Consider the following 20,753-nt stretch of genomic DNA (forward strand, 5'->3'; position numbering starts at 1 on the left):
AAAAGCAGATCAAAAACCCGGTTGCAGAATTAACTTCGCTGGCTATTGACCAGCACCTGGGCGGTGTAAGTGTAATTGAAACCGACTTTGCCGATTCCCTTAAGAAAACCAATATTCCGGCCGCTGAACAAAAGCTAATGCTTGACCGTGCAAAACTATCTGCGGATGCTATTAAAAGCTTTGCAGCTTATTTAAAAGCGCTTAAAAATGATAAGCCCCGCAGCTTTAGGCTGGGGAAAGACTTATACGAGGCTAAGTTTAAATTTGAGATACAGGCCGAAGGTACAGCACAACAAACCTACAATTCGGCAGTAGAGCGTAAAAAGTACCTGCACCGCGAAATGACTAAGCTAAGCAGGAAGCTATGGCCTAAATATTTTAACAGTAAGGCCATGCCTAAAGATTCGCTTGAATTAATTGCCCAAATGATAGATACTCTTTCGGCTAAGCACGTAGCGCCGGGCGATTTTCAATCGGCTATTGAAAAGGAATTGCCTAAGCTTACTGTTTTTATCAAATCAAAAGATCTGTTAACGCTTGATCCATCAAGGCCGCTGATAGTACGCAAAGAACCGGGTTATATGGCAGGTGTGGCAGGGGCATCAGTAAGTTCGCCGGGGCCGTATGATAAAGAAGGCAATACCTATTTTAATGTAGGCAGCCTTGCAGGCTGGGCGCCTGAGCGCGCAGAAAGTTACCTGCGTGAATACAACCAATACATTTTACAGATACTATGCATCCATGAGGCTATACCGGGCCATTATACGCAGTTAGTATATGCTAATAAATCGCCAAGCATTATTAAATCGGTTTTAGGTAACGGTGCCATGGTTGAAGGCTGGGCGGTATATAGCGAGCAAATGATGCTGGATGCGGGATTTGGCGATAATGCGCCAGAAATGCGCCTGATGTGGTATAAATGGAACCTGCGGTCGGTTTGCAATACCATACTTGATTACAGCGTACATGCAAACAACATGACAAAAGAACAAGTCATTAAATTGTTAACGAAAGAGGCTTTTCAACAACAGGCCGAATCCGAAGGTAAATGGAAACGTGTAAGTGTAAGCAGCGTGCAGTTAACCAGCTATTACACCGGTTACAAAGAAATTACCGCCCTGCGCGATGAATGGAAAAAGAAAAAAGCCAATGCCTATAAGCTAAAAGAGTTTAACGAAAAATTCCTGAGCTATGGCAATGCACCTGTTAAGTATATTAAAGAAGCCATGTTTACCGTTCCTAAAATAGATACAAAAGGGAATTAATGCGGTGATATGTTATACAGTTAAATTTAATGTTATGGATGAATTTGATAACGCTGATCCCCGACATTGGAAATGGGGCATATTTTATTACAATCCGCATGACCCTAATTTAATTGTTAAAAGGCATATTGGATGGGGTTACACCCTTAACTTTGCTCATAGGGCTACATGGATTTTTCTGACAATAATGGCGGCTATAGCAATTGCTGCAATGCTGGTTAAAAGGTGAACACACGAAGTTAACGAATGCGCGTTATGGATTGCAGCGGATACCGGCCCTGTGGCTAAGGCCTGTGCAGTATAAGCGTAAAGCCCGCCCGCAGGGAACGCCCTGGTTGGCATGTGGTTGATGAAGTTGATTGGGTGAATGGTTCCGCCGTTAACCAACATAGAACTACTCACCAAATTACAAATCCCTTAATCTGGAAAATCTGCTAAATCCCGGTTTATTTCTTCTCGTGCACAATAACAAATACGTCTTCGTTATCTTTTTTCATGAGGTACTTTTCGCGGGCGAATTTTTCGAGTTTGGCTTTGTCTGAGGTTAGTTCGTCAAGGTCTTTATTTACCTGGGCAGTTTGGGCCTTGTAAAATTCCTGCTCCTGTTTTAATTTGCTTAGCTGCTGGTGGTATTCGTATTGGGAGAATAAATCGTTCTTATCAAAAAAAATCATCCATATTATAAAAGCCACTGTTGCCAGGAAGAATTTATTCTTGATCAGGTCAAAAAGGCGTTTCATTTGTTCAGGCTGAATTTTCATTTAAAGCTATTTAATTTCTTTGAGGCTCGCAAATATGATTATTAACATATTAACAACGAAATTTTAGTGTGACGGATTGTATAAAATAAAAGGAGGATAGAAATTATTTAAAATCGCTATCCTCCAAATTCTAATCGCTTAGAAAGAATTACCTTCTTCCTGATGACCTGCTGCCGCCGCTTAAGCCACTGCTGCCACCGGCACGGCTGTTACCGCCCGGTCTGCCGCCGCCATTACGGTTACCATTCGGCCTGCCGCCAGAACGGCCCGATGAACCGTTGCTTTTTTTAGCACTTCCGTTTTTTGCTTTGCTCATTAACTTTTCAGTCATGGCCTGCATGTTTAACGGGTAGGGATGTGCTTCTTCAACCGGGATCTCTTTGGCTATCAGTTTATGTATATCTCTCAGGTAATCTATTTCCTCTTCTCCATCACAAAAAGTAAGCGCTATACCGCTTGCACCTGCACGGCCTGTACGGCCAATACGGTGAACATACGTTTCAGGAATATTCGGGATCTCGTAGTTAATAACGTGTGTTAATTCGTCAATATCAATACCACGTGCTGCAATATCGGTAGCAATTAAAACACGAGTGGTACGGTTTTTAAAGTTTGCTAAAGCCCGCTGGCGTGCATTTTGTGATTTATTACCGTGAATAGCCTCGGCAGTAATGCCAACCCTTATCAGGTCTTTAACCACTTTATCGGCACCATGCTTGGTGCGCGTAAATACCAGCGCGGTTTTAATGTTCTTATCTTTTAAAATGTGGTTAAGCAATAATCTTTTATCGCTTTTTTCAACATAATATAATGCTTGCTGTATAGTATCAGCTGTTGACGATACCGGTGCAACCTCAACCCTTGCAGGTTTTTGTAATATAGAATCTGCCAGGCTTTGTATCTCGGTTGGCATTGTTGCACTAAAGAACAATGTTTGCCTGTTGGCAGGTACTTTAGCAATGATCTTTTTAACATCATGCACAAAGCCCATATCCAGCATACGGTCGGCTTCATCTAATATCAGCATTTTTATGTGGTCTAAATGCACAAAGCGCTGGTTCATTAAATCAAGTAAACGGCCCGGTGTTGCTATCAGGATATCTACACCGCGGCGCAAAGCATCAACCTGTGGGTTCTGTGATACACCACCAAAAATAACCAGGTTTTTTAAGCCGGTATGCTTGCCATAAGCCGTAAAGCTCTCGCTTATCTGGATGGCCAGCTCACGCGTTGGCGTTAAAATTAAGGCTTTAATGGATTTTTGCTCCTTGTGTTTTTGCCTGTCCTCAAATAATAATTGAAGAATAGGGATTGCAAAGGCAGCTGTTTTACCGGTACCGGTTTGTGCGCAGCCTAGAAGGTCGCGGTGCTGTAGTATAAAAGGTATTGCTTGTTCTTGTATTGGGGTTGGTGTTGTATAACCCTCTGTTTTTAAAGCCTTTAAAATAGGCTCAATTAAATTTAAATTTTCGAATGACATGTATTGCTTGTAATGTATATGTGCTAACGCGAAGCATTAAGCGGATCTGAAGAGTGTCTAATGATCAAAACCGTAAATCAACGGGTAATTAGCTGCAAAGATACGCTTTTATTATTAAGTAGGATAACAAGGGTTATTTATAGCCTAATTGTGATGAATGAGTGAAATTCTGCAATCTCATCTTGAGAGATGGCAGGACGATGATAAATGGTCTTTTAAGACCAGTTTGGCAGGGACATTTTGAGGTACAAGTATTGATAATATCAATGTATTATCATAAATTTAATAGGGCGTAATTGATTAATAATCAGCATGGAAAGGTTTATAATCAGTGTGAGGAGGTTTATAACCAGGATGTATAATAGTGAGTTAACACTGCTAGAGGCCTTGATATTTTTCGTTGTACTTATTACACTTCTAATTGGCATTGTATTGACCTTCGGGACTCACCAACGTTAAAATATACATAACTCAAATTTAACCCGGGAAATGGTGGAAAGTGTGGTGGAATGAGTTAACGTGTTATTATAAGGGCGTTCCCTTCGGTCAGGCTTTACGCTCATACTGCACAGGCCTTAGCCACGGGGCCGGTATCCGCTGCAATCCTTAACGCATATTTCTGAACCGCTGATTTTAATGATTTTGGGATTCCGCTGATTAACGTCTGAATTTTGATTAATGGGATTTAAGGATAAAGTTGATTCCTTTGGGCTTATTCAGCAGCTATTCGTTCTTCCTTCACTTCCCTGTTCTTGTACCAGCTATCAAACAAGATCAGCCCCATACCCACCATAATAGATACATCAGCTACGTTAAAGATGCCTGTTTCAAACAGCCCGAAGTTAATATGCATAAAATCGGTTACCGAACCGTGGGCGATACGGTCATAAATGTTACCTATGCCGCCGCCAATTACAAAGATGATACCGATAAGTGTTAGCCTGGTGAAATTGCTTTTTAAAAGGATGTACAGCAGTGCCCCTAAAAGAGTAAGCACAGGTACAAGGGTTAATAAAATAAAGTGGTAGGGGTTTGCCAATTTATCGCCCAGGCTTAGGAATGCACCGGTATTTTCAACCTTTAAAAGCGTGAAGTGGTTGTAAATAAAACTGTAACGATCATATACATCTAAGTGGGTACGTACAATGGATTTTGAAACCTGGTCGCAACCAACGTTTAACGCCAGTATCGCTAATATAATAACCGCCCTTAATATGCCCTTCAGTTTCATCGGGACTAATGTATAAAGAGATTAGGAGAAAAGGAAATAGTGACTTGCAATACTGCGGTGAGGACACCACCGTTAGGTTAAAGCTGCGGTGAGGACACCGCAGTTTGGTTATATAATGCTTAGTTTACACAGAGCAGTGATGTCCTCACCACCAGTTAGACTATACAAAAAAAAGCCGGGCATATTTGCCCGGCTTTAATTTTGCTTTCAGCTTTTACCTTAAAAGCTTATTTCTTTTTAAAGTATTTGAAATCTTTACCGATGAAACGTGCAGAAGAACCTAATTCTTCTTCGATACGTAGCAACTGGTTGTATTTAGCTATCCTGTCTGAACGGGAAGCTGAACCGGTTTTGATCTGGCCGCAATTTAATGCTACAGCTAAATCAGCAATGGTTACATCTTCAGTTTCGCCAGAACGGTGGCTCATTACTGATGTATAACCGTTACTTTGCGCTAAGCTAACCGCGTTGATGGTTTCAGTTAAAGAACCAATTTGGTTTACTTTTACAAGGATAGAGTTAGCGGTATCATTATCAATACCTCGTTGTAAACGTTTAACGTTGGTTACAAATAAATCATCACCCACTAACTGTACTTTATCGCCAATTCTTTCGGTTAATAATTTCCAGCCATCCCAGTCATCTTCAGCCATACCATCTTCAATAGAGATAATTGGATATTTTTCTGATAACTGAGCAAGGTATTCTGCTTGTTCGGCACTTGAACGGATTGCTCCTTTTTCGCCTTCAAATTTGGTGTAGTCGTATTTACCGTCTTTGTAAAACTCAGATGCAGCACAGTCAAACGCCAGGAATATATCTTCGCCAGCTTTGTAACCTGCTTTTTCAATAGCTTTCAGGATGGTTTCAACGCCATCTTCGGTGCTGTCAAAAGTTGGTGCAAAACCACCTTCGTCACCAACAGCGGTTGAAAGGCCCCTGTCATGTAATATCTTTTTCAGGTTATGGAATACTTCAGTACCCCATCTTAATGCTTCAGAGAAAGATGATGCACCAACCGGCATGATCATAAACTCCTGAAACGCGATAGGAGCATCAGAGTGAGAACCACCGTTAACAATGTTCATCATTGGAATAGGCAGAATGTTAGCATTAACACCACCAATATAACGGTATAAAGGCTGGCGGCTTTCTTGCGCTGCAGCTTTAGCAACCGCTAAAGAAACGCCCAAAATAGCATTAGCACCAAGTTTACCTTTATTTTCTGTTCCGTCAAGCTCAATCATAAGGCTGTCAATTGCATTTTGTTCAAATACATCAACACCTTTTAATTCAGCAGCAATTATATCGTTTACGTTAGCAACGGCTTTTAAAACACCTTTGCCCATATATACTTTTTTGTCGTCATCGCGAAGCTCAACAGCCTCATGCATACCGGTTGATGCACCTGAAGGTACTGCCGCACGGCCAAGGACACCATTTTCTGTAATTACATCTACTTCAATTGTAGGGTTGCCGCGTGAGTCAAGTATTTGGCGCGCATGAACATCAATTATTAAGCTCATAGTTTTATTGTAGGGTTTTTGAATGATATACTATACCTGTTTGGCGGGCTAAGTTAAGTGCAAAATCAGGAAATCGCAATTGATATTTTGTATTTGTAATGATTATTAGCCAATGGTGTTAAAAATAACACCATTGTGCTTTACTCAGGCATATAATATCAAACGGATGAGCCGATTGTAAAGATCGTTAATCGTGTGTGGTGGGCACATGCTCTTTAGGTGTGGTGTTTTTGCGGTTAATGCGGTACATTACCGTAATGGCCAAATTGTTTTTTGCGCCCTCGGATATAAGGCTATAATTATACTGATCCAGATAGCCGGCCTGAACGCTCAGCGATTTATCAAATTGGTAGCCAAACGCTGTCGAAAAGCGGTTACGCTCAAAGTGCGGTATCTTATTGTTCAGGAACACCTCGTCAAATACAGATATAAAGTAAGTTTGGGGTTGTATTTTACGGTGATTAAGCGGCACAACCAGGTTAATACGGTAACGGAACCTGTTGCGGTAAATACCATTTAACCAGCGTTGCTCGGCACGGTAGCGATGCTCTATTTTAACCCTATCCAAAAAATTGTTAATGGTCATTTGTTCCCACATCCTAAACTCCAGTACGGTTGGCGGGGCATCCAGGTTAGTAAAATCTTTAGTAACGTAACGGCCGGTACCTATTAAGGCGGTATAATTTTTAGCGATATCATAGCTTACACCACCCTTAGTTTCGTAATAAAAGAACTGGTTAAAAAGCTCATTGGCGCGGCTTTGCAACTCTATGTATCCGCCCCAACGGTGGGTGCTGTCACCAGGTAAGGTAACGGTCGCAATTCCCCAGGTGCCGGTTTTACCATTTTGAGCATTAACTTTTGATGAACAAATTATTAATATAATAAGTGGTAAAGTTAATAGAACAATATTTTTTAACATTTGATTAATATTATTTTAACGCAAATGTATTTCCTTACTGTTACCAATGTGTTAACATACCAAGTGTTAATATTATTAATATGTTAAGTATTTCGTGCAATGTTAAATTAGTGTTAATTAAAAGACGGGGATTTGCATATACATATCTTTTGTATTACCTCTCTATGCGTTGTTTTACTTCCATTGTAACAAAAACAATATATAAAATTTGTCACAGCAAGGGAATTGGTTGCGTCTTGTTCATAGCTATGAAAAAACTAATCTTAATTACGTTGTTGGCTTTAGTTTACAACCACACAAACGCGCAAAATTCATTAAAAAGAATAGATAGTTTATTTAATAATCAATTCCTTACTAAAAGGCTTAACGGAAATGTTCTTGTGGCCACCAACGGGATTGTGATGTATAAAAAATCTTTTGGTTATGCTGATATAGGTAATAAAATTTTAAATAATGACAATTCAGCTTTCTTTCTTGCTTCGGTTTCTAAAACGATTACATCTACTGCAGTTTTACAATTAGTTCAAAAAAAGAAAATCAGGTTGGATGATCCTTTTAAAAAGTATTTTCCAAAATTTCCTTATGCTGATATTACAATAAGAAATTTGCTTGCTCATACATCCGGTTTACCAAGAGATAAGCAAAATATTTTTGATACAGTTTTAAAATCACACCCGGAAAAGAAATTCAGCTATCACGACATACTCAAGACCTTAGAACAATACCCTAAACCCGTTGCTTTTAAACCAGGCGAACGGTTTGATTATTCAAATATCAATTACAACTTGCTGGCTTTATTGGTTGAAGAAGTTTCTAAAATGCCGTTTAATGACTATCTAAGAAAATACATCTTTATACCGGCAGGCATGAACGATACTTATCTTGGCACCCCAGCGGGCCAGCAAAAAAGCAATGTTACCAAACGTTATTTATACCTTAAACATTATAATCCGGATTTGATATCAACAGATTCAGTACCCGATATTGTGAATGCGGATACAAGCTATACAGTGTTTTGGGGGCAAGGAAATGTAATTAGTACTACTGCCGACTTGTTAAAATTTGACCAGTCGCTATACGGTAATAAAATTTTAAACGCGGATATATTAAATGAAGCATTTAAGCCGACTGTATTAAATAATAAAAAAGAAGTTGTAGCGGGGGGCGGGGTTTCTTATGGATTAGGCTGGTACATACTTACGGCTAAAGCACCTGAAAAAATTGTTTTTCACATTGGCTATATTTCGGGTATGCGGTCGGTGTTTATGCGAAATTTATCCAAAAAACAAACTGTAATTATTTTGGACAATGCAGAGAATATTTCAAGTTTTTTAATCGCATCAAACGCAGTGAGTATTTTAGATAATGCTCCTCAATCTGAATCTAAAATATCAATTGCGGATAGATATGCAAAAGTTCTGTTTAAATCGGGAACTGATGCTGCTGCAAGCAAATTAATTCAAATGCGGGCTGATACACTAAACTACAGATTTGCTGCCAGCGAAATGGATTACATTGCTAATGAATTACTTAGTGCAAACTTTACAGATAAAGCTTTAGAAGCATATAAAATTAATTTGCTGTTGAATCCCACCACAATGGGAATGTATAATAGTTACGGTAAGGCTTTGGTTAAAGCGAATAAAAAACAGGAAGCAATATTGATTTATAAAAGGTCTTTATCACTAAATCCTGATAACAAAGAGGCAAAAGAAGCCTTATCCAAATTAGAGAGTGAGCTAACGGTCAATTAATGCAAACATATTTATAAAGAATATATATTCTGATACTAACAAGTACCCCGTTATTCCCATTTAAACGTTTTAACGGCTACGGCATATACAACAATTCCCCAAATAAGTAAAATAAGCAATTGATGTGTAACATCGCCAAGTCCTGCACCTTCAAAGGCTACCTTGCGCATTGCATTGTTTAGGTGGGTTAGCGGCAATGCATTGCTTATATATTGCAGCCAGGTAGGAAAGGCGGTTACCGAAAAGAACGTACCCGACAGTAAAAACTGTGGCAGCGTAATAATGTTTGACAAAGGTGGAACCGTACTTTCGTTTTTGGCTATGCCTGATATAGTAAACCCAAAGCCCATAAATATAATAAGCCCTATGGCGGCCAGTACCAGCATGTTCAGTACCGTTACAAAACCGTGTATCAATGTAAAGCCAAAGGCAAAATGGCCCACCATAATAATAAACAACGCGCCAAGCAAAGAAAATACGATACGTGCTAAAGCTTCACCTAAAACAATACTGTATTTTTTAACCGGGGTGGCAAAAAAGCGTTTAATAACCAGCGTTAGCCTTAGGCTGATGAATACAAACGCGGTACCAAACACCCCGCTGCTTAATAGCGAAAATCCTAACTGACCCGGCAGAATAAAGTCAATGTATTTATACTCGCGGCCGGTTACAATGGTTTCTTTCAAATTCACCACGTTGGACAGTTTCATACCCGAATAGGATTGGATCTTCTCAATCTGTGCAGATTGTATGCGGTAAAAAATATTATTTAAGACCGATTTTAAAATGGCGCCTTTACTTTCTGATGCCTTGCTGTATTGCACGTTCACCGTTAAGGGTGTCATTGGTACAAAAGGTTTTAAGTCGATTATAGCATCAATACTGCCTTTAGCCAGGTTTTTATTCATCTCATCGGTGGTTTGGTCTTTAATGAGATGTACAATAGCGTTCTTTTTAAGTGCCTGGTAAACCGGGTTTAGGGTATCGCAGCCTTTGGCCACACCTACATCAATAGACATGCCGCCACCGCCAATATTGGCAAAAACCAAAATAAATATTAACGGGAAAGCCAAACTAAACACCACTGCCGAAGGGCTGCGGAGAATGGAACGGAAACTTGCTTTGGCTATGGCCAGTGTTGCGCGGGTATTACTGTATTGCATATTGTTGAAAAGTCATTAGGTCATTAGTCATTGAGTCATTGAGTCATTGGTGATAAAGCTTTTTTTAAGTCCTCTCCTTTGGAGAGGATTAGGTGAGGCTTTTTTAATTCTCCCGCCACTCCTTGCCGGTAAGGTTAATAAACACATCTTCCAGGTTGGCGCCTTTTGTTTGTTTTTCGCGTTCAAAACCGGTTGCTACCAACTGGTCTATAAAATGATCGGGCGTATCAATACCTATAATATGGCCGCCATCAACAAAGGCTACACGGTCGCATAGTACTTCGGCCTCATCCATATAATGGGTAGTGATTACTACGGTAGTACCTGCATCACGGATCTCCCGGATCAGGTCCCACAGGTTACGGCGTGCCTGCGGGTCAAGACCGGTAGTTGGCTCATCCAGGAAAATTATACGTGGATTGTTAATAAGGGTAGTGGCTATTGAGAAGCGCTGTTTTTGCCCGCCGGAAAGGTCCTTGTATTTTGCCTTAGCTTTATCTGTAAGGGCAACCTTTTCCAGCATTTCCATAGGGCTTTTGTTAATGCCATATAAGCCGGAGAAAAGCACAATTAATTCCGACAGGTTAAGATTTGGGTAATATCCAGCAGCCTGTAGTTGTACACCAATGCGCTGCTTAATGCTATCGGCACCGGTCTCCAGGTCAAAACCATCTACAGTGATCTCGCCGGAGGTTTTTTCACGGAGGGTTTCAATAATTTCAAGGGTAGTGGTTTTGCCTGCGCCGTTAGGGCCAAGCAGCCCGAAGATCTCTCCTTCGTACACCTCAAAGCTGATGCCTTTTACAGCTTGGAAATCGCCATAGTTTTTTACCAGGTTTTTTACAGTAATAATAGGTTGGTTTGCCATACTGTAAATATGGGATGTATTTAATTAATAACCATATAACCATCGGCGAATGGGAAGGAAATTTCGGTAAAAATATTGATATCTATTTACCGCCCTTCTTTAACTCACTTTCTGACTTAACCACTTTTTTACCCTTCTCCATTTTTATCTCAAATGCAGGTTCATCTTTACTGGAGTTGCGTTTAATTGTGGTGCCTTTAATTGACTTTTTTACAGGCTCGGTATGTTCCTTTTCAATTTTTCCTTCGGCTTCACCCTTGCCCCAGTTCCAGTGAACAGTATCTCCCTTTTTCATAATTGATGTGTTTATTATGATCGGATATACAATTTGCCTGCCATTAATAGATAAGACTTCCTATTAAATTAAACAGGATCACCGCATATTGAAATAAACAAATTATGGCGTATAGTAGGGTTGCAGATAGTATTGTGCTCATGATGTTTAGTTTTAACACCACAAAAATGTATCGAAATACGTATTTTGAACAGGGTTTTTAGGCGAACAGGGCTAAATAGTCGGTAAATGTATTCTTAGCAGGAGTAGTTGGAGGCGTAAAAAGGTTTACCGATATATGAGTTGAATTACAATGGCCTGCCAATTTCCCAATGATGGCCAAACGGATCAATAAAATGACCAAGGCGATAACCGTAGTCCTGGTCATCTACAGGGTATACAACCTTTATGCCGGCCGCAATGGCGCGTTCGGCAATAGCGTCCGGGTCGGTAACCATAAGGCCTATGCGCACACTAATGCTGCTTTGTTTATCCGGACCTAAATTACCATGACCTGGGGCTTCGTCGGCAACTACCACACGGGCACCATCAATCATTATCTCAGCAACAATGTCGCCATCGTCGCCCACATTTTTCATTAGCTCAATTGCCCCGAACGCCTTTTTATAAAACTCCAAAGCAGCAGCAGCATTGTTTACCGTCAAGGTAGGGATGATGTAAGCCTTAAATGGTTCCATTTGCGTAGGATATTGGTTGATTAAATATAGGGAATAATTTAAGTGAAAATTAGTTATTGGATTTAAGTGAATTTCTTACTTCCGGATTAATCGCTTTTGGGTCAAGCTGGTCTGTTATCTTTAAATATTTTCGTGCGCTATCTTTTTGCATGAAATAACTATACTCGGCGGTTAACAGACTATATAATTTAGGGCTTTTCGGTTCAAGCTTAATTGCCCCTTTTGTCGCATCAATCGCTAAATTCAGATATTTAATATCCTTAGTTTCAAAAAAAACGTTCCCATAACTGGTAGACGCATCATGCCAAAGTTTTGAATCATTATGGTTTAATTTTAAAGCCATTTCAAAATAGGGCAATGATTCTTTAAACTTCTTTTGCATGCCTAAAAGATTTCCAAAGCCCCAATATGTTTGATAGTTAAGGCTATCTAACATCCAGGCCTGATTAAATCGCATCATTGACTGATCTAACTGTTGAGCCCTGAGATATTCCCAACCACGTGTAACCATGTATTCAGCTCCATCCTTTCTTTTTTTATATTGCTTATCCATATCAGCAATAAATTCATTATCCGCCTCTATTTGTCCTTTACACTTTTTGATATTATTTAATTTACCATACATAGGTAATTTATTAATGTCATCAACGCAATCCTGAGATTGTGCACAACCAGAAATGAATATAAAAAGTACTAATGTTGACAGAATAAAAAAGTATTTCATTTACGTAAGTTTAGGTTTAAGCATTAAAACTATAAATAATTCTGAGTTAAAATCGGCTGTATAACAAAAAAGGAATGAGCATGCTCATTCCTTTTTGAATCTTATGATGTAATCCCGGTTATTTCTTCATCATCCCAATGAAATCATCAAACAGGTAGCGGCTATCATGCGGGCCGGGAGATGATTCCGGGTGGTATTGTACTGAAAATGCTTTTTTATCTTTCACACGGATCCCTTCAATCGATTGGTCGTTTAGGTTTACGTGGGTAATTTCTACTTTATCTGATGCGCGTACAGCTTCCTGCACTACACCAAAACCGTGGTTTTGTGAGGTTACCTCGCAATGATTAATGATGACGTTTTTAACGGGGTGGTTTAAGCCGCGGTGTCCGTTAAACATTTTTTGTGTTGGGATATCATTAGCCAATGCCAGCAACTGGTGGCCAAGGCAAATACCAAACATTGGTTTATCAGACTTTAAGATCTCTTTTACTGTATCAATAGCGTAAGGCATAGCCGATGGATCGCCGGGGCCGTTTGAGATAAAGTATCCCGAAGGAGAAAAATCCTTTTCCATTTCGGCAAACGTTGTTTTTGCCGGGTAAACCTTGGCGTATACATCGCGGTCGTCAAAATTGCGCAGAATGTTTTTCTTTACACCCAGGTCAAGCACAGCAACACGGTAGGTTGCGTCTTCGTTACCAAACGTGTAAGTTTCTTTGGTTGATACTTGTGATGAAAGCTCCAAACCATCCATTGAAGGCACCTGGTCAAGTTTGGCTTTAAGCTGGTCGATATCCAGTACTTCTGATGAAATAATGGCGTTCATGGCGCCTTTATCGCGTATGTGGCGCACCAGCTGGCGGGTATCAATATCAGATATACCTACAATGTTTTGCTCTTGAAAATAATCTTGTATTGATTCATTGGCCTGTTTGCGGCTGTAGGCGATGTTGTAATTTTTACAAACTAACCCGGCAATTTGTATCTGGCCAGATTCAACTTCGTCTGTATTAATACCATAGTTGCCAATATGCGCGTTGGTGGCTACCATTATTTGACCAAAGTATGATGGGTCTGTAAAAATTTCCTGGTAACCGGTCATACCGGTGTTAAAGCAAATTTCGCCGGTAGTGGTACCTATTTTGCCTGCTGCTTTACCATAAAAAGCGGTTCCATCAGCCAGTAACAATACTGCAGGTAATTTGGTGAAATGATTCATTTTGTAAAAAAATTGAAAGGATTAAAACGCCGGTTTGCCTGTTGTAAGGCCCCGTGAAACAATGCCGATTGGTGGAAGTTAAGAACCTCTTTGTTCACAGCGCAAAAATAGGGTTTTATTTTGAATGTGAGAAGTTCAATTTTGAATTTTTATGAAGCCAGTTAAACATGACATTAAATTGAAAAAATCCGCATGCGCAGATAAGTATCAATGACTACCCCACACATATCTTCTGCTAAGGCAATTGCTGCAAAAATACACCCTTATAGGTATAAATGGCAGCAAGTATTTAAACAATAGACTGCGCGGTATGCGATTTGCGAGAGGTCTTTTGCAGCGGAAGCAATTGTGTTTAGTCTTTTCCATGAGTATAAGGGGTTTACTCATAAATTAGGTTCTGATTGGTGATATAAATGTATATATAATCCTATGATGTTTATTAAAAAGAGTAAAATTTATTTTAATTGAATTTCGTTTGATCTTATTAGCATTTGGTATTAACCATCTGTTTATAATGGCTTAATATATTAACACTGAAAAATTAAATCGCAATTAGTTTTTACATTTGCGTTGCGCCAACAGCGTTTAAACTATCAGATCCATGTCGGTAAACAAGGAAGTTAAAAGAATAACCACGCATATATTGCAGGAAATGAAAAATCGTGGCGAAAAAATTGCCATGCTTACAGCCTATGATTACTCTATGGCTGCCATTGTTGATAATGCCGGTATGGACATTATATTGGTGGGCGATTCAGCATCAAATGTAATGGCGGGCCATGAAACTACCTTGCCTATAACGCTGGATCAAATGATATATCATGCATCGTCAGTAGTGCGTGCGGCTAAACGGGCTTTGGTAATTGTTGATCTGCCTTTTGGCTCGTACCAGGGGAATTCAAAAGAAGCACTGTCATCTGCCATCCGTATCATGAAAGAATCGGGCGCACATGGTGTAAAGATGGAAGGCGGCGTTGAAATTGCCGAATCTATCAGTCGTATTTTAACCGCCGGGATCCCTGTAATGGGCCATTTGGGTTTAACACCGCAATCTATATACAAATTTGGTACATACACCGTTAGGGCAAAAGAAGAAGCCGAAGCTGTCAAGTTAAAAGAGGATTCCCTTAAGCTGCAGGAACTGGGTTGCTTTGGTGTAGTACTGGAGAAAATACCCGCCAAACTGGCTAAAGAAGTAAGCGAAAGTTTAAGTATACCAACCATAGGCATTGGCGCCGGCCAGCATTGCGACGGGCAGGTTTTAGTTATACATGATATGCTGGGAATTAACAAAGGTTTTAAACCCCGCTTTTTACGCCAGTACAGCAATTTATATGACATTATGAACGATGCCATTGTAAACTATGTTGATGATGTAAAGGCCAAAAGCTTCCCTAACGATAAGGAAGGATATTAAGCCTCACCCCGGCCCTCTCCAAAGGAGAGGGAGTTTTTAAGTGCAATGAATAAATCCGAAATCGAAAATTCGAATTTCGAAATACAAAAGATGGCGCGACCAGAATTTAATTATATAAGTAAAGATATTACCGACAGAGATATTCTATATGAGGATAACCATCTTATAGCGGTAAACAAACGTGCGGGTGATATTGTGCAGGTTGATGATACCGGCGACGAATCGCTTGATGAAAAGGTAAAAAAATACATAGCTAAAAAATATAACAAGCCCAACGGCGCTTTCCTGGGTGTGGTGCATAGGTTAGACAGGCCTGTTAGCGGAGTGATACTTTTTGCCAAAACAAGTAAGGCGCTTGAACGGATAAATAAGCTTTTTAAGGGCCGCGAAATGCATAAAACCTATTATGCCATAGTACGCAAACGCCCACAGCCCGAAGCCGGCAACCTGGTGCATTACCTGATTAAAAACCCGCAGAAAAATGTTACTAAGGCACATGATAAAGAAGTGCCCGGCAGTTTGCGATCCGAATTGAACTATAAGTTAGTAGGTGAACTGGAAGGTTATTATGTGATAGAGGTAGACCCTATAACCGGCAGGCCCCACCAGATAAGGGTGCAGTTAGCAACATTAGGCTGCCCCATTGTTGGCGATAATAAATACGGATACCCGCGCGGCAGCCTCCGCAAAAGTATATGCCTGCACGCCCGCCGACTGCAATTTACCCATCCCGTAAAAAATGAACCCATTGTAATTGTAGCCCCCCTGCCTGTAGATGGCTTTTGGGAAAAGTTTGAGGGGTTGGTGAAGTAAGGGGAATTCAAAAACATTATTATGTCAGACGTGGCAATCTCGTAGCCAATGCATGAACGCCTTGCATGCGACGAGATTAACATGTTACGCTCCAATGACATGATGGAAGTAAAATGTAAACGGCAACGAGCTGCCCATTACATCCCCAAAACCTCAGCCCAGATCTTTTCATCAACCAAAACACCATCTTGCATGTTTTGCTCCCTGGTGCGCAGCATATTTTCGCCGGGATATAGTATTTCCCTGTCGTTTTCGGCGGCGCTGGTTTTTGTATAGCTAATGATCTGGTCAATTAGTCCGGCGTTTTGTTCCATATCTGTTTTTATGGCGATAAAAACCTGCGATACGGCAGATTCCTTTTTGCCGGATTGACTGATGGCAGCCGTTGAATTGCCGCCGCTTAATAAGGTTGCCAGCAAATCGAGCACTAAAGACAATCCCGAACCTTTCCAGAAACCAATAGGCAAAGCCCTTTTGGTTGCCATTATGGTGGCAGCATCGGTAGTTAAATGTCCTTCGCTATCGTACCCGCCGGGCACAGGGAGGGGTTTATTTTCATTATTGTATTGCCACAGTTTTCCGAATGAGTATTGGGTAATGGCCATATCAAGTACAATATGCCCGCCTGCTTTGGGTATGGCAAATATTAATGGATTATTACCCAGGCGGGGTTCTGTACCGCCCCAGGGCGGCAGGTTGGCTATGGTATTGGTAAAACAAACCCCAATGTAACCCGCTTCGGCAGCTTGCAGGCCGTAAGTTCCGCCACGCATCCAATGGTTAGTATTTTTTATAGCTATACAGCCTATGCCGTTATCTTTTGCCAGCGCAATGGCGTTCTCCATGCAAAACCTGGCGTTTAACATACCAGCTCCCAGGTTACCATCCCATTGCTCAATGGCACCAAAAGAACTTAGCCGGGTGGGTATAGCATCGGGGTTAACCAAGCCTTCTTTAACATACTGCACAAATACCGGGAAACGGTTTAAACCATGGCTATATACACCATCTCTGCTGTTATCTGCAAAAATAGCGGCGCAATCACCGGCATTAGTTTCGGCAAAGTTCAAAGAAATAAGTACCCGTTTAAATTCGGCTTTTAGTTGTTCATAGGGTATACGCATATTGCAAATATAACAGCGTGCAAAAATATTATGCTATATAAATAGTTATACTAAAGCAGTTTTTGAATTGCGTTAAGTAAACTATCTTTACAGCTTAATGAAGAACAAAGCATTATTCCCTTTACTGGCCGTGTTAATCATTACCAGTTTTTTTATCAACTCCTGTAAAAAAGAGGATAAGAGTAATATCCCTAACCTGCTTACTACGGGTGTATGGCAGCTGGCATCTTTACAGGTTGACCATTACATTGGCGACTCAAGGATTAGTACCGATACACTTAATGCCGATTGTGACACCAGCCAGCTATTTACTTTTAATAAAGATTACACCTGTACTTATACAAATTACAGCTGTAAGCCACAACCAACCGCTAAAGGCACCTGGGCCTTAACCAATAACAAGCTTTATTTAAGTTCAGATATTACGGTGCAGGATACAACGGCTGTTGGTAAGTCGCAGCCGTTTTTAGAGGTACAGATAATAAACCTTGGGCAATTTTCGCTGGCCTTTAATACCGGTGATATTAGCGCCTATTATTCCTCAGCACAAAAGCGCACAATTAGGCGTTATGGGTTTATAAGGCAAAAAACAACATCTAATTAAATATAACAGGTAATTTTTTTTACTTTGCAGTACAAATTCTATCAGCCATTTTGAAAAAGAGAATTGCCATTTTTGCTTCAGGTTCAGGGTCAAATGCTCAAAAGATTATGGAGCATTTTAAACGTAATGCCGATGCCGAGGTAGTACTGATACTAACCAATAATCCGCAGGCCTATGTTTTACAGAGAGCCGATAACTTTGAGATCCCCTCGCATATATTTACCCGCCACGAGTTTTATGATACCGACGATGTAATAAGCCTGCTCAAAAACTTGCAGGTTGATTTAATTGTACTCGCCGGATTTTTATGGCTGGTACCGCCAAGCCTGTTAAACGCTTTCCCAAACAAAATTATTAATCTGCACCCCGCGTTGCTGCCCAAGTTTGGTGGTAAGGGTATGTATGGCGATAATGTGCATAAGGCAGTTTTAGAAGCAGGTGAAGAAGAATCGGGCATTACCATCCATTTTGTAAACACCCAATTTGATGAAGGCGAGGTTATCCATCAGTCGCGGTTTAAGATTGAGCCGGGAGATAATTTGGAAATGGTAAAATTTAAAGGCCAGCAACTAGAGCATCAGCATTTTCCAAAGGTAATTGAAAATTTACTGAAGAAAATGCGGAGTTAGTGAGAGAGATTAGAGGCTGGAGATCAGAGGTTAGGTTTTCATAATTATTAAAAAAAATACTTGATGGGTAATTTTATGGATTTGGAGGTTTGGAAAAAATCCCGACTTTTAAGAAATAATATCACTGACCTTGTCAAATCATTCCCTCCCGAAGAAAAATATCGCTTAACAGATCAAATCATTCGCGCTTCGCGTTCAATAGGGAATAACATTGCCGAAGGCCATGGGCGGTTCCACTATTTAGATGCCGCACGGTTCTTAACTAATGCACGCGGTTCTGCTGCCGAAACTATAGACCATTTAATTGTTGCATTTGATAATAATATAATAGATCAAAGGGCATTCGAGTCGTTAAAATATGATTGTGAAGAATGTATGAAGATGCTAAACGGCTACATGTCTTATCTCAAAAATCAGGCGAATACTAAATAATTGCTGTTTGGGTTGCTATAAATTGACAATCAATATCAAACAATAAAAAAAACTAATCTCAAACCTCTAATCTCTAATCTCTAATCCTTACCTTTGCGGCTCAAAAAAAGTCCTGCAAATGAGCCATTCTGTTCAAATAAAAAATGCCCTTATTTCTGTTTATTACAAAGACAACCTCGAGCCTATAATTCATGAGTTGAACCGCCTTGGTGTTAAGATATATTCAACCGGTGGTACCGAAACTTTTATACGTGACCTGGGTGTTGATGTAATTGCTGTTGAGGACCTTACCTCATATCCATCAATATTGGGCGGCCGTGTTAAAACCCTTCATCCAAAGGTGTTTGGTGGCATATTAGCCCGCCGTAGTTTTGATAGTGATGAACAACAACTTGCACAGTATCAGATCCCGGAGATTGACCTGGTTATTGTTGATCTTTATCCTTTCGAAGAAACTGTAAACTCAGGTGCCGGGCAGGAAGATATTATTGAGAAAATAGACATTGGCGGTATCTCATTGATCCGCGCAGCGGCCAAGAATTTTAAGGATGTTGTAATAGTGGCATCTAAAAATGATTATACCGAACTGGAAGAGATATTGAAAGCGCAAGCTGGTTCAACTACTATTGATCAGCGCCGCAAATTCGCGCAAAAAGCATTCAACATATCATCAAACTACGATACACATATTTTCCAATATTTTGATCAGGCTGAGCCGATGCCGGTTTTTAAACAAAGCATCCAAACCAGCCAGATTTTACGCTATGGCGAAAACCCGCATCAAAAAGGCACCTTTTATGGTAACCTTGATGCCATGTTTAACAAGCTGAACGGTAAAGAGCTTTCATACAACAACCTTGTTGATGTTGACGCGGCAGTGGCCCTGATAGATGAATTCACAGAGCCAACTGTTGCCATATTAAAACATACAAACGCATGTGGTATTGCTTCCCGCTCGTTTATTAAAGAAGCGTGGATAGATGCTTTGGCTTGTGATCCGGTTTCGGCCTTTGGTGGTGTTATTATCGCTAATGACGAGATCAATGCCGAAACAGCTGCCGAGATAGACAAGATCTTTTATGAGGTGCTGATTGCTCCGGCCTATACCGATGAGGCTTTACAGATATTACAAGCTAAAAAGAACCGTATTGTGCTGATCCGCCAGCCGGTTGAGCTGCCGCTTAAGCAGTTTAAAACTTTATTGAACGGTGTTATTGAGCAAGATAAGGACCTGGTTGTTGAAGGCCCGGCTCAAATGAATGCGGTTACTGTTAAGCAGCCAACCACTTTGGAGCTAAGAGATCTTCATTTTGCTAATAAAGTGGTTAAGCACACCAAATCAAACACTATTGTATTTGCTAAAAACAATCAGCTAATGGCGAGTGGCGTAGGCCAAACCTCAAGGGTTGATTCATTAAAGCAGGCTATTATAAAAGCCAATAGCTTTGGGTTTGATTTGAACGGCGCGGTTATGGCATCTGATGCGTTTTTTCCTTTTCCTGATTGTGTAGAGATAGCTGCCGATGCAGGTATTACGGCTGTACTACAACCGGGCGGGTCAATTAAAGACCAGGATTCTATTAATATGTGTAACCAAAAAGGCATTGCCATGGTAACTACCGGGGTGCGCCATTTTAAACACTAATTTATATAAAGGAACTCCTCGGAGCGAGGGAGAATTTTTCGCAAAGAAAAATACATTCTTCGATAAATTAAGACGAACTTACACGATGAAAAACGAATAAAAAGAAACGCCGGGACACGAATTATTCAAAATCGGAGTTATTAACTACTAATTAGTTTTAATTCGTACTTGCTAAATATTTTCGTAAGAATAGGGTTCAAT

22 protein-coding genes are annotated in these 20,753 nt (G+C 40.3%); 9 read left to right on the plus strand and 13 right to left on the minus strand.

The window, feature by feature from the left end; all coding sequences use genetic code 11:
- Both WC743_RS22100 and WC743_RS22105 read left to right on the plus strand, forming a co-directional pair.
- Nucleotides 1–1,265 (plus strand): DUF885 domain-containing protein (locus tag WC743_RS22100; protein ID WP_373015669.1); only part of this gene is annotated, 1,265 nt, incomplete at its 5' end.
- Between the two features lie 34 nt (nucleotides 1,266–1,299).
- A complete protein-coding gene (locus tag WC743_RS22105; RefSeq protein WP_373015671.1) occupies nucleotides 1,300–1,494 on the plus strand; it encodes a DUF5808 domain-containing protein in 195 nt (64 codons plus the stop codon).
- On the opposite strand, the gene WC743_RS22110 is transcribed toward WC743_RS22105, so the two are convergent.
- The 6 genes from WC743_RS22110 to WC743_RS22135 all read right to left on the minus strand — a co-directional run bounded on the left by WC743_RS22110 (nucleotide 1,422) and on the right by WC743_RS22135 (nucleotide 7,185).
- On the minus strand, nucleotides 1,422–1,670 hold the full coding sequence (locus WC743_RS22110; RefSeq protein WP_373015797.1) for a hypothetical protein: 249 nt from the start codon (nucleotides 1,668–1,670) through the stop codon (nucleotides 1,422–1,424). The genes WC743_RS22105 and WC743_RS22110 overlap by 73 nt on opposite strands.
- Before the next feature lie 41 nt (nucleotides 1,671–1,711).
- Nucleotides 1,712–2,026: a septum formation initiator family protein gene (locus tag WC743_RS22115; RefSeq protein WP_373015673.1), complete on the minus strand. Its 315-nt coding sequence runs from the start codon at nucleotides 2,024–2,026 to the stop codon at nucleotides 1,712–1,714.
- 148 nt (nucleotides 2,027–2,174) lie between these two features.
- A complete protein-coding gene (locus WC743_RS22120) occupies nucleotides 2,175–3,506 on the minus strand; it encodes a DEAD/DEAH box helicase (protein ID WP_373015675.1) in 1,332 nt (443 codons plus the stop codon).
- Nucleotides 3,507–4,218: 712 nt separating this feature from the next.
- Complete coding sequence (gene lspA / locus WC743_RS22125; RefSeq protein ID WP_373015677.1) at nucleotides 4,219–4,737, minus strand: signal peptidase II; 519 nt, start codon at nucleotides 4,735–4,737, stop codon at nucleotides 4,219–4,221.
- Nucleotides 4,738–4,964: 227 nt separating this feature from the next.
- On the minus strand, nucleotides 4,965–6,263 hold the full coding sequence (gene eno / locus WC743_RS22130; RefSeq protein WP_373015678.1) for a phosphopyruvate hydratase: 1,299 nt from the start codon (nucleotides 6,261–6,263) through the stop codon (nucleotides 4,965–4,967).
- A 187-nt stretch (nucleotides 6,264–6,450) separates the two neighbouring features.
- Complete coding sequence (locus tag WC743_RS22135) at nucleotides 6,451–7,185, minus strand: DUF2490 domain-containing protein (RefSeq protein WP_373015679.1); 735 nt, start codon at nucleotides 7,183–7,185, stop codon at nucleotides 6,451–6,453.
- A gap of 248 nt (nucleotides 7,186–7,433) precedes the next feature.
- On the opposite strand from WC743_RS22135, the gene WC743_RS22140 reads away from it, so the two are divergent.
- Entirely contained in the window at nucleotides 7,434–8,939 is a 1,506-nt protein-coding gene (locus tag WC743_RS22140) for a serine hydrolase (RefSeq protein ID WP_373015681.1), read from the plus strand.
- A 50-nt stretch (nucleotides 8,940–8,989) separates the two neighbouring features.
- Here WC743_RS22140 and WC743_RS22145 read toward each other — a convergent pair whose 3' ends face one another.
- The 6 genes from WC743_RS22145 to carA all read right to left on the minus strand — a co-directional run bounded on the left by WC743_RS22145 (nucleotide 8,990) and on the right by carA (nucleotide 13,888).
- Complete coding sequence (locus WC743_RS22145) at nucleotides 8,990–10,102, minus strand: ABC transporter permease (RefSeq protein WP_373015683.1); 1,113 nt, start codon at nucleotides 10,100–10,102, stop codon at nucleotides 8,990–8,992.
- 103 nt (nucleotides 10,103–10,205) lie between these two features.
- Nucleotides 10,206–10,970 (minus strand): ABC transporter ATP-binding protein, encoded by a 765-nt coding sequence (locus WC743_RS22150; RefSeq protein ID WP_373015685.1) that lies wholly within the window; start codon nucleotides 10,968–10,970, stop codon nucleotides 10,206–10,208.
- 82 nt (nucleotides 10,971–11,052) lie between these two features.
- Nucleotides 11,053–11,265, minus strand: coding sequence for a DUF2945 domain-containing protein (locus tag WC743_RS22155; protein WP_373015687.1), 213 nt, complete (start codon nucleotides 11,263–11,265; stop codon nucleotides 11,053–11,055).
- A gap of 287 nt (nucleotides 11,266–11,552) precedes the next feature.
- Complete coding sequence (locus WC743_RS22160; protein ID WP_373015689.1) at nucleotides 11,553–11,942, minus strand: VOC family protein; 390 nt, start codon at nucleotides 11,940–11,942, stop codon at nucleotides 11,553–11,555.
- A 49-nt stretch (nucleotides 11,943–11,991) separates the two neighbouring features.
- Nucleotides 11,992–12,666, minus strand: coding sequence for a tetratricopeptide repeat protein (locus WC743_RS22165; RefSeq protein ID WP_373015691.1), 675 nt, complete (start codon nucleotides 12,664–12,666; stop codon nucleotides 11,992–11,994).
- Between the two features lie 118 nt (nucleotides 12,667–12,784).
- Nucleotides 12,785–13,888 carry a glutamine-hydrolyzing carbamoyl-phosphate synthase small subunit gene (gene carA, locus WC743_RS22170; protein ID WP_373015692.1) on the minus strand — a complete coding sequence of 368 codons (1,104 nt, stop codon included), beginning with the start codon at nucleotides 13,886–13,888 and terminating at the stop codon, nucleotides 12,785–12,787.
- Between the two features lie 601 nt (nucleotides 13,889–14,489).
- Here carA and panB point away from each other — a divergent pair.
- Both panB and WC743_RS22180 read left to right on the plus strand, forming a co-directional pair.
- Complete coding sequence (gene panB, locus WC743_RS22175; RefSeq protein WP_373015694.1) at nucleotides 14,490–15,305, plus strand: 3-methyl-2-oxobutanoate hydroxymethyltransferase; 816 nt, start codon at nucleotides 14,490–14,492, stop codon at nucleotides 15,303–15,305.
- 90 nt (nucleotides 15,306–15,395) lie between these two features.
- On the plus strand, nucleotides 15,396–16,118 hold the full coding sequence (locus WC743_RS22180; protein ID WP_373015695.1) for an RluA family pseudouridine synthase: 723 nt from the start codon (nucleotides 15,396–15,398) through the stop codon (nucleotides 16,116–16,118).
- A 137-nt stretch (nucleotides 16,119–16,255) separates the two neighbouring features.
- Here the strand turns inward: WC743_RS22180 and yiaK are convergent, their stop codons facing one another.
- Nucleotides 16,256–17,242, minus strand: coding sequence for a 3-dehydro-L-gulonate 2-dehydrogenase (yiaK, locus tag WC743_RS22185; RefSeq protein WP_373015697.1), 987 nt, complete (start codon nucleotides 17,240–17,242; stop codon nucleotides 16,256–16,258).
- Nucleotides 17,243–17,339: 97 nt separating this feature from the next.
- On the opposite strand from yiaK, the gene WC743_RS22190 reads away from it, so the two are divergent.
- The 4 genes from WC743_RS22190 to purH all read left to right on the plus strand — a co-directional run bounded on the left by WC743_RS22190 (nucleotide 17,340) and on the right by purH (nucleotide 20,552).
- Nucleotides 17,340–17,846, plus strand: a complete 507-nt coding sequence (locus WC743_RS22190; protein WP_373015699.1) for a lipocalin family protein — start codon at nucleotides 17,340–17,342, stop codon at nucleotides 17,844–17,846.
- Between the two features lie 50 nt (nucleotides 17,847–17,896).
- Nucleotides 17,897–18,475 (plus strand): phosphoribosylglycinamide formyltransferase, encoded by a 579-nt coding sequence (gene purN, locus WC743_RS22195; RefSeq protein WP_373015701.1) that lies wholly within the window; start codon nucleotides 17,897–17,899, stop codon nucleotides 18,473–18,475.
- Nucleotides 18,476–18,538: 63 nt separating this feature from the next.
- Entirely contained in the window at nucleotides 18,539–18,907 is a 369-nt protein-coding gene (locus WC743_RS22200; protein WP_373015703.1) for a four helix bundle protein, read from the plus strand.
- Between the two features lie 118 nt (nucleotides 18,908–19,025).
- Nucleotides 19,026–20,552 (plus strand): bifunctional phosphoribosylaminoimidazolecarboxamide formyltransferase/IMP cyclohydrolase, encoded by a 1,527-nt coding sequence (gene purH / locus WC743_RS22205; RefSeq protein ID WP_373015705.1) that lies wholly within the window; start codon nucleotides 19,026–19,028, stop codon nucleotides 20,550–20,552.
- The last annotated feature ends 201 nt before the right edge of the window (nucleotides 20,553–20,753 follow it).

Source organism: Mucilaginibacter sp. (assembly GCF_041660805.1).
GTDB lineage: Bacteria > Bacteroidota > Bacteroidia > Sphingobacteriales > Sphingobacteriaceae > Mucilaginibacter.

Excerpts from the sequence above, each read along its gene's own strand:
- carA (WP_373015692.1), bottom strand. The coding sequence starts at position 13,888 with ATGAATCATTTCACCAAATTACCTGCAGTATTGTTACTGGCTGATGGA.
- WC743_RS22115 (WP_373015673.1), bottom strand. The coding sequence starts at position 2,026 with ATGAAAATTCAGCCTGAACAAATGAAACGCCTTTTTGACCTGATCAAG.
- WC743_RS22190 (WP_373015699.1), top strand. The coding sequence starts at position 17,340 with ATGAAGAACAAAGCATTATTCCCTTTACTGGCCGTGTTAATCATTACC.
- WC743_RS22150 (WP_373015685.1), bottom strand. The coding sequence starts at position 10,970 with ATGGCAAACCAACCTATTATTACTGTAAAAAACCTGGTAAAAAACTAT.
- panB (WP_373015694.1), top strand. The coding sequence starts at position 14,490 with ATGTCGGTAAACAAGGAAGTTAAAAGAATAACCACGCATATATTGCAG.
- WC743_RS22105 (WP_373015671.1), top strand. The coding sequence starts at position 1,300 with ATGGATGAATTTGATAACGCTGATCCCCGACATTGGAAATGGGGCATA.
- WC743_RS22165 (WP_373015691.1), bottom strand. The coding sequence starts at position 12,666 with ATGAAATACTTTTTTATTCTGTCAACATTAGTACTTTTTATATTCATT.
- purH (WP_373015705.1), top strand. The coding sequence starts at position 19,026 with ATGAGCCATTCTGTTCAAATAAAAAATGCCCTTATTTCTGTTTATTAC.
- yiaK (WP_373015697.1), bottom strand. The coding sequence starts at position 17,242 with ATGCGTATACCCTATGAACAACTAAAAGCCGAATTTAAACGGGTACTT.
- WC743_RS22200 (WP_373015703.1), top strand. The coding sequence starts at position 18,539 with ATGGGTAATTTTATGGATTTGGAGGTTTGGAAAAAATCCCGACTTTTA.
- WC743_RS22160 (WP_373015689.1), bottom strand. The coding sequence starts at position 11,942 with ATGGAACCATTTAAGGCTTACATCATCCCTACCTTGACGGTAAACAAT.
- WC743_RS22140 (WP_373015681.1), top strand. The coding sequence starts at position 7,434 with ATGAAAAAACTAATCTTAATTACGTTGTTGGCTTTAGTTTACAACCAC.
- eno (WP_373015678.1), bottom strand. The coding sequence starts at position 6,263 with ATGAGCTTAATAATTGATGTTCATGCGCGCCAAATACTTGACTCACGC.
- WC743_RS22180 (WP_373015695.1), top strand. The coding sequence starts at position 15,396 with ATGGCGCGACCAGAATTTAATTATATAAGTAAAGATATTACCGACAGA.
- WC743_RS22155 (WP_373015687.1), bottom strand. The coding sequence starts at position 11,265 with ATGAAAAAGGGAGATACTGTTCACTGGAACTGGGGCAAGGGTGAAGCC.
- WC743_RS22135 (WP_373015679.1), bottom strand. The coding sequence starts at position 7,185 with ATGTTAAAAAATATTGTTCTATTAACTTTACCACTTATTATATTAATA.
- WC743_RS22120 (WP_373015675.1), bottom strand. The coding sequence starts at position 3,506 with ATGTCATTCGAAAATTTAAATTTAATTGAGCCTATTTTAAAGGCTTTA.
- WC743_RS22145 (WP_373015683.1), bottom strand. The coding sequence starts at position 10,102 with ATGCAATACAGTAATACCCGCGCAACACTGGCCATAGCCAAAGCAAGT.
- lspA (WP_373015677.1), bottom strand. The coding sequence starts at position 4,737 with ATGAAACTGAAGGGCATATTAAGGGCGGTTATTATATTAGCGATACTG.